The organism is Flavonifractor sp. An306, assembly GCF_002159455.1.
Lineage (GTDB): Bacteria > Bacillota > Clostridia > Oscillospirales > Oscillospiraceae > Flavonifractor.
In genome coordinates, this window is the sequence record NZ_NFIQ01000096.1 from 1 (window position 1) to 11,349 (window position 11,349).

The following is an 11,349-nucleotide window of genomic DNA, read 5'->3' on the forward strand; positions in this document are numbered from 1 at the left end:
CGGCAGATTTCAGGGCTTCTGTGACGCCCTCTTGCTGCATCATGGCTTTTTCGATAATTTCCAGCCGCTCCCGGCAGGCGGTGTCGATTTCCTCCAAATGGGGAAACAGCTTTTCAGTGACAATGAGATTGGTATACAGAATGGGCCGGTGTTCTTTTAAGTAGGCACGGCGCAACCGGCCATATTTCCCGATATGGTACTCTTTGGTGTCCGATAACACAAGGTCGGGAATGAGATAGTCGCCGCATTTGCTGTAAGTCAGTTCCATACAAGGCTCCTTTCGTGGGAATGTGGTTGACAGTTACGGTAGGTTTGAGGGCATCCCTCCTTTATCATAACTGCCTTTTCATTCGCCACAAATGAGCCGCCAGTCATGATGTAATGTTTTTTGGTGTAATCCACCCTCTATACATTACATCATGGTTCGATATGGAATTACTCTCGCCTTGCAATTCATCCTCGTGGGACAATCTCGGATAAAGGGCGGTAATGAGGTTTTGGGTGGCTTGTCTTAACATAAAATCCTCCGTTTCCGACAGCCAGCCCCACTATTCCGTGGTTTCATTGTACCACGGAACGGCGGGGGCTGTACAGCGGCAAAAGCGTTAAATTTGCTTCTTTACAGCTTTTCAATTTTCCGATTTTTATGGTATGGGTTGTCGTCCCATATTTGCAGTAGAAAAGTTCATAACTCCGTGGTATACTCTGATTTAACAAAAAAATCAGAAGTTAAAGGAGAAAACATGAAGTATACAATAGATGAATTAACCGCGGCCAAAAGGCAAATTGATTCAACTCTGCACAAGCTAAGAGAAACAGTAAAAACATTTGAATCAAAGGATAATTCCGAGCGTTATAAATCACAAATCACATTGGCAAAGAGAAGAATAAAAGCCTTTGAAATTGCAAATTATTTTATAGAGAATGAGATTAAGAATTGCTAAAGCACTTCCGATTTTCGTTCCAGCGGTCATGCTCCCTGGCATGGCCGCTTTTCCATGCCCCGGTTCACGCCGGATAAGTCGGCTCCTGTGTAGCAGCGGCTTCCGCTTCCAGTACCCGCGCCATTTTGTCGGCGGCTGTGGTTGTGGTGTCTTTCTTGAAATAGCCGGACACGACAAGGACGGAATTGCCCATGCGGATTTCCGTCACACAGTCAGGGCGGCGGGTGGTGCGGGTGTCGTGCTGCTTGTTATCTGCCATAGGCAATACTCCTTTCAGTCGGTAATCAGTTTCTTCATGCTCTCCATTTTCCGCTTGGCGGTTTCCTGCCGGAAGTTGTCGCCGGTAAAGCGTACCGGGACGCACATGGAAAGCAGGCGGTCATAAATCCGGGAATGGGCGGTGTCCTCCGGGTTGTGCAGGTCGTCCAGCGTAAGGTTGGTCGTGACGATCAGCGGCTTGCCGCTGCGGTAGCGGCCTTATCCGGCGCAAAATAGGCTTCTTTCGGCTTGCGGCACTTGCCGCAGTACAGTAAACCGTCCTCGCCGGTGTAGTCCTCCGGCTCCGGGATGGTGGTCGTCATATTCTCCAAAACCGCGTTGATTTCATTCTTCATAAACTCTCGCCCTCCTTGCATGAGTAGTCTGGTATGCCCTTTTTAGGGGCTTCCTTTGCAAAAGGCGTTGTACCTGCGCTGGATATATTCTTGATAGGCTATCTGGTCGGTCATGGAAATTCCCCTTTCTGAATAATAGTGCGGGGCGGTGGCACTTCTTGCTGTCGCCCCTTGATTGCCTACCAGCAAAGGCGGGCGGGGCTGTCAACGGCTGCGCATATGCGCCGTTCATCTTGACCGTTGACTGGCTCGGCTGGGTTTGCTATTTACCCGACAAACTTGAATTTATTTTAAGCTATCACGTTTTACCTTCTTAAGCCTTACTATCATTACCATAGGAATTTCTTTGTTGGTTTTAAAACATTCTTCATAAAATCCATCAATGACAAATCCAGCTCTAAAACAAAGGTTAAAAATATCTTGTATGGAACGATGATAATAAATCTGCTCTTTCGGTTGCCCTTCAATCGCTATATCATAGTAACTGTGCGGTGTCATATATTTTTCAGTCAACGTGACAAAACAAGGGTGTTGCGTTGCAAAGACAAAAATTCCGCTTTCCTGCAACAGTTCATAAACAGCCATAAGAAGTGGTTCAATATCCGTAATATCCATAATTGCCATATTAGAAACTGCTTTCGTAAAGGCTCGATTTCTTTTTAATTCTAATATACTTTTTCTATCGGTCGCATCCGCCACACAAAATTCAATTTGTTTTGCATATTGTGATTGCCGTCTTTTAGCCAATTCTATCATTTTTTTGCTGTAATCAAAAGCGACAACCGAAGCGCCTCTTTGTGCAAGATACGAAGAATAATTTCCATTGCCACACGCAATATCCAAAATGTAATCCGCAGGATTAGGAGATAGAAGTTCCGTTACTTTGGGACGCACTACCTCTCTGTGAAATTCATTAGATTCGTCACCCATTGCATTATCCCAAAATTGTGCGTTCTCCTCCCAGATTTTTTTACTTTCCTCTGTTCCCATGTTCTCTCCCACTCCCCAAATTTGCTTTTTTGCTTCCATTAAATCTTCCTTACTATATTCCATTGTTACCCTCCATAACTTCTGATTGTTGCCGTCTTGACGATTATGTATCTTTACATTACCTTCTGAAACATATGGCGCACCTTGTCCAGGCGGCTGTTTGGACGGCGGGGCTGGATGACCGGCTGACCGACAGCGGCCTGATATCCTTTCAGCTCTGTAAGGCATACGCTCCGCCCGTTGGTGTAAAAGGCCAGATCAGTACGGTATGCCTGTATACAGCGGGCGGGAATCTCGCCAGTAAAGACAACTTCATCCTTTTTTACCTGGGCCGTTTCGATGGTGGCACAGTATTTCGGTGCATCATGATAAGCCCTGGAAAGGTATTCCTGGGGCGCATAGAGGATGAAGGAGAGATAAGGTTCCAGCAGCTGCGTCCCCGATTCCTTCAATGCCTGTTCCAATACAATCGGGGCCAATGAGCGGAAGTCCGCCGGCGTGCTGACCGGACTGTAATAAAGCCCGTATTCAAAGCAAATCTTACAGTCCGTTACGTTCCAGCCGAACAAGCCCTGCTCCAGCCCGTAACGGATACCATCCCTGACAGCGTTTTGAAAACTCTGGTTCAAGTATCCCAGCGAAACCCGGCTCTCGTATTGTACACCGGAGCCAAGCGAGAGTGGTGTAACAGACAGTCCTATGGATGCCCAAAACGGGTTGGGCGGCACCTCGATATGGATGGTGTGGCTGGCTGCTTTGAGCGGCCGCTCCATATAAATGACGGAGGGTTCCTTTACCACTGTTTCAAGCTTGTATTTTTCCGACAGCAAAGCGGAAACAACCTCCAACTGCACCCGGCCCAAAAAAGAAAGAATGATCTCATGGGTGATGGAATCCACTTCGCAACGCAAAAGCGGGTCAGTATCCGCAAGTTGCGTAAGAGCGTCCAGCAGCCGTTCTCTTTGCGCTGCCGTTTTCGGCGCAATCGTCGTCCGCAGCATGGGGAGGGGGTCCTCGCGCCACCTTTTACGAGGGAGCCGGGTTTGGTCCCCTAATACATCGTTTAACCTCACGCTGTCGCTGGGAAGGATAACAATTTCACCCTGATAAGCGGTGTCTGTCCGAACAATTTCCCCTTTGGATGGAATACGCATCTCTGTGATTTTCAGCTTTTCTCTCCCGGCCAGGGCCACCGTATCCCGCAGGCGCAGCGTTCCGCTGTATAACCGTAGATAGACACGCCGCTGGCCGCAATCGGTGTACTCAACCTTGAAAACGCTGCCGCATAGGGCGGCGCCCCCCTGTTCCCCAATCGGTTGGAACAGCCCTGTCACCGCATCCATCAACGGTTGAATGCCAAGGCCATTTTTGGCGCTGCCATGATAGACTGGGAACAGGGAGGCGTCTTGAACCCGCTGCTGTTCCTCCCGCGCAAGTTTTTCCCGGCTGATTGGTTCTCCTGCGATATACTTTTCCAATAATTCATCGTTATTTTCGATGACCGCATCCCATGCTTCTATGTCGGTATTTTCCTCCAGGACTATTTCCGGGGACAGCGACACCGTCTGCTTGATGATAATATCGGCGGAGAGCTTATCCCGAACAGACTGAACCACGCTCTGCAAATCAACGCCAGCCTGGTCGATCTTGTTGATAAAGATAACGGTGGGAATGTTCATTTTCCGCAGGGCATGGAACAGAATACGGGTCTGGGCCTGCACGCCATCTTTAGCGGAGATCACCAAGATGGCCCCATCTAAAACAGCCAAAGAGCGGTACACCTCCGCCAAAAAATCCATGTGGCCGGGCGTATCCACAATGTTAACTTTACATCTGTGCCACTGGAAGGAAGTGACTGCCGCTTGAATGGTAATCCCACGCTGCCGCTCCAAAAACATGGTGTCCGTCCTCGTTGTCCCTTTTTCGACGCTCCCCGGTTCTGAAATGGCTCCGCTGGCATATAGCAGGCTCTCCGTCAAGGTCGTCTTTCCAGCGTCTACATGGGCAAGAATTCCAATATTGATTATTTTCATGTGATTGTCCTCCCTTTACAGCCCCAAAGGGCATAAAAATCCCCAGCAGTAAAATACTTTTACCACTGGGGATTATAAGTTGCGGACATACACATATACAGCATACACCTGTTTGTGATTGCTGTTTTTGGGGATATGTCAAAATTGATAAGGCAAAAGTATTCTTAAATTGGGTACAAAAAACTAAGCCCCTACAAAAGGAGCTATCATAATCCTTTGTTCCCACTATTTGATTATAGTTTTATTTAAGAATACCTTGCCGCATATTTTTTACTCCTTTTCTGGATTAAATCATTGTATCACATCAGTTTTAGGAAAGCAAGTACCTAAAAGAAATTTTTCTTCCCCTTATATGTAACAATCATACCGGCTTCCTAGCGTTCAGAATGTTTTCTGCTGTCTGCTGTGGTGTTTGGTTGGAATTGTCCAACCAAAAGCCGATCCGTGGTGTTGTCTGCATTTTACTAAATACAAATTCAATGTATACAGAAAGATATAAGGAGTGGGAGGGATTCCGCCGTAGTTGGCATTGTAGGAAAATCCAAAAGTTTAGATTTTCCCACAATGCTTATCTTTTGGTCTTTGGTTCGGAATAGTGTAGTGCTGGCGGTCTATCTCTTGTTTTCGGTTGCTTGCTTCCTTACCGTACATGAGCATTCGCACCGGGGTTGTCGTTGCCGTAACCTTCCAGCAGGTTGATGACGCCCCACACGCCGAGACCAGCGCCGAGGGCGATCACGAGGGTCTGAAGAACGGTGATATCGTCGTACACATAGACCGCATTGACAAAGCTGTCAATGAGCCGCTGCCGGTGTTCCTCCTTGGTGGTGTCCAGTTCCCGGAATCGGCAAATCCAAAAGCGGACCTCCTCCTCGGTCATGCGGGGCTTGGCGATTTGCTCTTGGAGAATACGGACCGTCAAGTCCTCTTTCGCCGCCTCCAGCTCGTCCAGCCTCTGCTTGGTGGAGGCGGTGAAGATGCCCTGTTGAATGGCGTTGAGGAGGTTTTCAATGCCCCGCTCCGTCTGCGCCAGCTGGTTTTGCAAGGCGGGCAGGTCGGTGTTCTCCCGGTCTTGTTCCGTCACCACCAGCGCCGCCACATCGTCCACCACCGTGTCGTTGAAAATCATCCGCATGGTATGCTCCACCACGAGGTCCTCTATCCACTCCTTGCGGACGGCTTTCTTGTCGCACCCGGTTTTCCGCTTGGCGCTCCCGCACTTGTAGTAGTGATGTTTTACCCCCTTGCGGCTGGTGCCGCACTCGCCCGCCATCATTCGCCCGCACTTGCCGCAGAACAGCTTGGTAGTGAGCAGATACCGCACCTCGGCCTTGGCCGCCGCTGGGGCGCGCCGGTTGCGCTCCTTGCGCCTCTGCACCCGGTCAAAGAGTTCTTGGGGGACGATGGCCGGGACACCGCCGGGGATGACCACATCCTTGTACTGATATTCCCCGATGTACTTCCGATTTGTCAACAGTCCGCTGAAACTGTTCAGGCGGAACGGCTTTCCCCTTGGGTTCCGAAGCCCCCGCTCGTTCAGGTCCTCCACGATGGAGCGCACGGTCTCCCCGTCGGCATAGCGGGTGAAAATCTCCACCACCAGAGGGGCGGTCAGGGGGTCTATTTCCAGCTTCTGCGTCTGGTGGTTCAGCACATAGCCCAGCGGAATCCCCCCGCCGTTGTTCTTCCCTTTGAGGGCGTTCTCCATCAGCCCCCGCTGTACTTTCTCGGACAACTCGGCGCTGAAAAATTCGGCATAGCCCTCCAGCATACTCTCCAGCAGAATCCCGGTGCTGTCCTCGGCAATCGTTTCCCTTGCGGACACCACCTTGACGCCGTTCTTCTTCAAAATCGCTTTGTAATGGGCGCTGTCGTAGCGGTTGCGGGCAAAGCGGTCCAGCTTCCACACCAGCACCACATCGAACAGGCCCCCGGCGCTGTCCCGAATCATCCGCTGAAATTCGGGGCGGTTGTCAGTCTTGGCGGAGAGGGCGCGGTCTATGTAGCAGGACAACACCTTGAGGCCGTTGCGCTCGGCGTATTCTTCACACTCCCGAATCTGCCCCTCGATGCTTTCCTCTCTCTGGTTGTCGCTGGAATATCTTGCGTAAATGACGGCTTTCACTGTCATGCACTCCTTTCAGTCAAAAGATGGGCGGTCTTGCCGCCGCATGGATGGGGCGTCCCCTTGGTGACCTATTATCGGAAATCCCCCGACTGTCAAGGCCCGATGAAATCGGCGAAGTTCAGCCTTGACAGTCGGGGGATTTCTGATATGCTCCACGGGGACGGGACGCCCCTTTCTTTTCCTAAATGCTACCATATCCCCACGGGGGAATCAATGAGCCGGAAAAAGTTCAGAACAATCCACAAAATGCCATAAAACGAAAAAAACAACTGGCGCATATATGGAGCAGTTTTTCCGGCGCGATTTCAACTTGCACAAAGATTCTGCAACATACTTGCTGTGAAACGGCGAATATGGTATGATTTTGCCATAAAAAAGCGGCATATAGAGAAAGAGAACCGCCGCGCCTATCCTATTGCAGAGGAGGCGGTCATCTTGAAAGAACCGCGTTTACATTCCGGGATTCCCCGCCATGTGCTGGAATCCTTTGCCCGTTGCCTGCTGCCCGACATTCGAGCGTTCTACGCGAGCGAGGAGGGGCGGCGGGAGTTTGAGGAATGGAAAAAGAAGCAACAACAGGAACAGCAAGAACAGAAAGAGAACGGCCCGGACGAGGCCCGGTAAAAAAACACCCCCGTGTATCAGCTGATACACGGGGGTTCCTTATGCAGAAAGGGGATTTCTGTGTTGATGATGGTACGATTATGCGCCACGGGCGGCCCATTCATCAATCCGCATGATGGTGACGATTGCCTGCTCAATGGTGTAGTTAGCCGACGCCGAGAAGGTGGCGCCGCTGGTGCCGGACATGATGCCGCTGTCGTACATGACCTTGACGTTCTCGACAGCCCAATCGCTGATGGTGTCCGTGAAGGGCAGGGCTACGTCGCTGACGTCACCCATCAGGCCGCGGTCGAGTTCATCGTCGATGGTGGCCATGAGCCGGGCCAGCATGGTGGCCGCCTGCTCCCGGGTGATCAGGTCGTCCGGCCCGACGTAGACGCCGGAGCGGCTGTCAGCGGAGTTGTATCCGCCCATGATGCCGAGGTCATAGGCCTTGGCGATGGCCTCATCGCCGACGCTGTCGGCAAAGACGGCGTCCTCCGGCGCGTACGGCACCTCCTCGCCGGTGAGCACCTCATAGGTCTGTACCGCCAGGGCCGCAAAGTCCGAGCGGGTGATGTCGGTGGTGTAGTCAAAGGTGTCCCGGAGGAAGTCGACCTCCTCCAGCTGCAGCTTCTCCGCCGTCGTCCCCACCTGCTCCCGGGCCCAGTCGCTGACGTCCGGGTACCCAGGCAGCAGGCTCAGGCCCTCCACCGGGGGCAGGTCCTCGGAGAGGAACCGTTCCATCATGTTCTCCGGGATGCCGCTGTTGTAGTGCCACCACCCCTCCCAGAGGATCTCGTTGCCGATCTCGATGACGAGGTTGTCCCACTCCTCCCCGTTGCCCTTGTAATAGATCTGGAGAGGATCCTCCAGCACCCGGCCTTCCTCGTTGAACGCATAGTCCTCGATCTGGTCAAAATTGCCGCTGCCCGGCAGCTCCACCGCCATCAGGTACGGGATATCGGAGAAGGAATATCTGGTGTTGTACATGGCGAAGCTGTAGTCGTCGGCGAACTGCAGCACCCGGATGCCGGAACCGGCGAAGACATAGGGGGCGAAGGTGTACATATGGGGGATGTAGATGCTCTTCAGGCCGGTGCAGCCGGCGAAGGCGTATGTCTGGATGGTGGTGCGGCTATCGACCTGGCCCAGATGGACGTGTTCCAGGCCGGTGCAGCCGGCGAAGGCGTAGGAGCCGATGAAGTCGATGGTGTCGGGGAAGTCCAGCTCCGTCAGGCCGGTGCAGCCCCGGAACGCACCCTCCTCGATCCGCAGGGGGTTCTCCGGGAAGTTTACGGCGGTGATGTCCGTCCGGCCGGCGAAGGCCCCCTCGCTGATCCTCGTGATACCGTCGGGGATGGTCACCTCACCGCCGGGGCCGTTGTACCCCCACACCTCGGTGAAGTTCTCGCCGCCCAGGATGAAGCCGTCGCCGTTGTCGATGTGGGTCAGGCCGCTTCGGTCCACATACTTGTAGGACAGGGAGAGCATATTGCGGCCCCACCTGAGGTCGAAGGTGTTGTAGCCGTTGGCGCCCTCGGTGTGGAGGGTGCCGCCAGTGTAGGTGTTCAGGGAGTCCGCGGCCGGGTCCATGAAGACCCACCGCTTGCCGCCAAAGATGAATGAATTTCCATCATCCATGTACGCCTCCACATGGCTGTGGGGCACGCCACGGACGCCGGGGGTGGCGTAGGAGCCGCTGGGCAGATACTCCGTCTGGCAGGTCATGGCCGGGATGCGCTGGGCCAGCAGCAGGTCCCGCAGCAGGTTGGCGTACCCGGCAGAGTTGCTCCGGCGGAGGGTCAGGACGCCCTCCGAGTCGGTCACCGCCTGGGCCGCGCCGCTCTCCATGGCGGTGTCGTGGGCGATGTTGTCCACCACCCATTTATAAAGCAGGAACATCTTGCCGTAGGTGTCGGTCTCATCCCCCACGATCTGCGCGGACATGGCCGCCACCGAGGCGGGCACCGGCCGGGCCAGCTGGTTGGCCGGCTCGGGGTCGTTGATGCCGATGGAGTTCAGGGCGCCGCGGCTGTCGTACGTTGCCACAGAGGGGTCGGAAGTGAGGAACTCATAGCCGCCGTCGGGCATCCGCTGGAATAGGTACTGACCGTGGGTCACATTTCGGAACGTTGTCTCCCCGCTGCGGCGGGTGGCCACCTCCATCGCGGCGGTGCCGCTGTGGGTCAGGGTCAGCTCCAGAGAGAATTCCCGGCCGCTGCTGGCCGGCACAGTCCTGGACACGCCGCCGCACGTCACCCGGACCTCCTCCAGCCCATCTATCATCAGGATGCCCGACACGGCCAGAAGATTGCCGTCGGTGGGGCCACCGCTGCTATGGGAGTAATCCCCATAGCGGTCTAAAATGTAGAAGTCCAGAATGTTACTGCCAAAGTGGGAGGTTTGTCCACCCCACCGGCTAATCATCTTATAATCGTCTGAGGCTATCTCCTCGTAGCCGCTGGTGGACTGCCCAGCGGCGGCAGCCGGGGCGGCCAGCCCCAGGGCCACCACAAGGCTCAGGCACAGGGACAGCAGGCGAATGGTTCGGTTCTTCTTCATGTTTTTCATCATCCTTCTCTTCCTCCTTTATGATAGAAAATAGGCGCTGACGCCGGGAAAGTTGGTTTCCGACAGGGCGGTCTTGGGGAGAGGCCGGAAAGGCCCCTCCCCGGACCGCGCGGGGTCTGCCGGAAACGCAAAAAGCGGTGTCAAGCGTAAATACTCAACACCGCCTGAATCATTCAGAGCGTAACACAATAGGCCCTATCCCCCGCCTTTCGCCCTTGCAAAAAGGGCTTTGTCTGGGTATAATAAGGCTACGGTGCAGTCACTTGGACTGTTGTGTTGAGTGGTACGAACACTCATCATAGGCCCGTAGGGTGTTGGTAGCACCCTGCGGGCTGCCGCTTTATTGCGTTTCCGGCTATATTTTACACCATACCGCGGCAAAAATCAAGCAATTCATCAACTTGCGGCACGGTGTTCCAGCCGCTCCTCGGCTACCAGCTTCGCTTCTACTCCTACGCTGGCGAGCCAGCGCTCCCTCTGGTCCATGGGGACCGCTTGCCGATCGATAGAGGAATACATGGGGAGGCGTCTCCGCTGGCGTGTCTTTGGCCGTTGCTGGGGGATCAGGGCTTCAAGGCCCCCCGGCGCGGATGTGGGGCGGGCGCTTGCGCCCTTATATCCATCCAGGGAAAAATCCGCCGTAGGCGGGCAGACAGCGACAGGGGCGGGGCGCGCAAGCGTCCCGCCCCTGTCGCTGTCGTAAGAGGGCACCCGGAGGGCAAGCGGCGGCGTGAGCCGACGCGCAGTAAGGGCCCCGGGATCTGCCGCGAGGCAGGTCCCGGGGTGAACGGGAGGGAGGCGGAAAATCCGCCTCCCTCCCGTTCAGTCCTGCCGGCTGTGCCGGCCACGCAGACGGTGAAACCGGCGGCGTGTCAGGACCCCTTATGCCCTTAATGATGTTTTCGCCCCGCTTTGGCGCCGGAGGCGCCGCGGGGCGAAAAAGCGCCCATATATGATGTAATTTTCACTGCTGAAAATTGCTGAAATCACGGTTCAAAAACTGCTGAAAATCAGCAGTTTGCAGAAACATGATTTTACGCCGCATATATGGACTTGTTTTGGAGCGGAGCGACGCCAGTTTTCAGCAGTGTATCATGCCGCATGGCACGACTGCTGAAAACTGTGACACACGCTCAAACACTGCTGAAACTGCAGATTTTTCCTCCAACTGGAAAAGTGCTGAAACTGCAGATTTTCCCTCCCGCTGGAAATTCAGGCCGTATAGACAGCAAAACGGCGGCGGCATCACCATGATACCGCCGCCGCGCTCTCTGCGCCGGGCCTATGCCGTTTCATGCAAAGAAACGAAAAACCCGAATCCGTTGCCGATGGCAAACAGATTCGGATTTCTCGATTTTGGTACGAATGGCGATACAGAACTTTTCAAAAAATCCCGTAATATCAACGGTTTCCGGGCTTGCCGGATAGCAAATAACTTGTATTAGACCCCCTTTTGGGCGGCT

The 11,349-nt window shown here is 54.0% G+C and carries 9 protein-coding genes and 1 pseudogene; 3 read left to right on the forward strand and 7 right to left on the reverse strand.

What is annotated here, in order from left to right; genetic code table 11:
* On the reverse strand, positions 1-268 hold a 268-nt coding region (locus tag B5F88_RS17120; RefSeq protein WP_087348496.1), incomplete at its 3' end, for a TnpV protein.
* Positions 269-743: 475 nt separating this feature from the next.
* On the opposite strand from B5F88_RS17120, the gene B5F88_RS17125 reads away from it, so the two are divergent.
* Positions 744-944: a hypothetical protein gene (locus B5F88_RS17125; protein ID WP_002596235.1), complete on the forward strand. Its 201-nt coding sequence runs from the start codon at positions 744-746 to the stop codon at positions 942-944.
* A gap of 64 nt (positions 945-1,008) precedes the next feature.
* Here B5F88_RS17125 and B5F88_RS17130 read toward each other — a convergent pair whose 3' ends face one another.
* From B5F88_RS17130 to B5F88_RS17160, 5 genes and pseudogenes are all read right to left on the reverse strand, one after another.
* Positions 1,009-1,203, reverse strand: a complete 195-nt coding sequence (locus B5F88_RS17130) for a transposon-encoded TnpW family protein (RefSeq protein ID WP_002596234.1) — start codon at positions 1,201-1,203, stop codon at positions 1,009-1,011.
* Positions 1,204-1,217: 14 nt separating this feature from the next.
* Positions 1,218-1,558: pseudogene (locus B5F88_RS17135) on the reverse strand (hypothetical protein).
* A 285-nt stretch (positions 1,559-1,843) separates the two neighbouring features.
* Positions 1,844-2,611, reverse strand: a complete 768-nt coding sequence (locus B5F88_RS17145) for a class I SAM-dependent methyltransferase (RefSeq protein WP_002586626.1) — start codon at positions 2,609-2,611, stop codon at positions 1,844-1,846.
* 50 nt (positions 2,612-2,661) lie between these two features.
* Positions 2,662-4,581: a tetracycline resistance ribosomal protection protein Tet(W) gene (gene tet(W), locus B5F88_RS17150; RefSeq protein WP_002586627.1), complete on the reverse strand. Its 1,920-nt coding sequence runs from the start codon at positions 4,579-4,581 to the stop codon at positions 2,662-2,664.
* A gap of 640 nt (positions 4,582-5,221) precedes the next feature.
* Positions 5,222-6,706: a recombinase family protein gene (locus B5F88_RS17160; protein ID WP_162612229.1), complete on the reverse strand. Its 1,485-nt coding sequence runs from the start codon at positions 6,704-6,706 to the stop codon at positions 5,222-5,224.
* A gap of 438 nt (positions 6,707-7,144) precedes the next feature.
* On the opposite strand from B5F88_RS17160, the gene B5F88_RS17165 reads away from it, so the two are divergent.
* Positions 7,145-7,333, forward strand: coding sequence for a hypothetical protein (locus B5F88_RS17165; protein ID WP_242959858.1), 189 nt, complete (start codon positions 7,145-7,147; stop codon positions 7,331-7,333).
* A gap of 78 nt (positions 7,334-7,411) precedes the next feature.
* Here B5F88_RS17165 and B5F88_RS17170 read toward each other — a convergent pair whose 3' ends face one another.
* Positions 7,412-9,877, reverse strand: a complete 2,466-nt coding sequence (locus B5F88_RS17170; RefSeq protein WP_162612230.1) for a leucine-rich repeat protein — start codon at positions 9,875-9,877, stop codon at positions 7,412-7,414.
* A 1,037-nt stretch (positions 9,878-10,914) separates the two neighbouring features.
* Here B5F88_RS17170 and B5F88_RS20405 point away from each other — a divergent pair.
* Positions 10,915-11,331, forward strand: a complete 417-nt coding sequence (locus tag B5F88_RS20405) for a hypothetical protein (RefSeq protein WP_140402170.1) — start codon at positions 10,915-10,917, stop codon at positions 11,329-11,331.
* Positions 11,332-11,349: the final 18 nt, after the last annotated feature.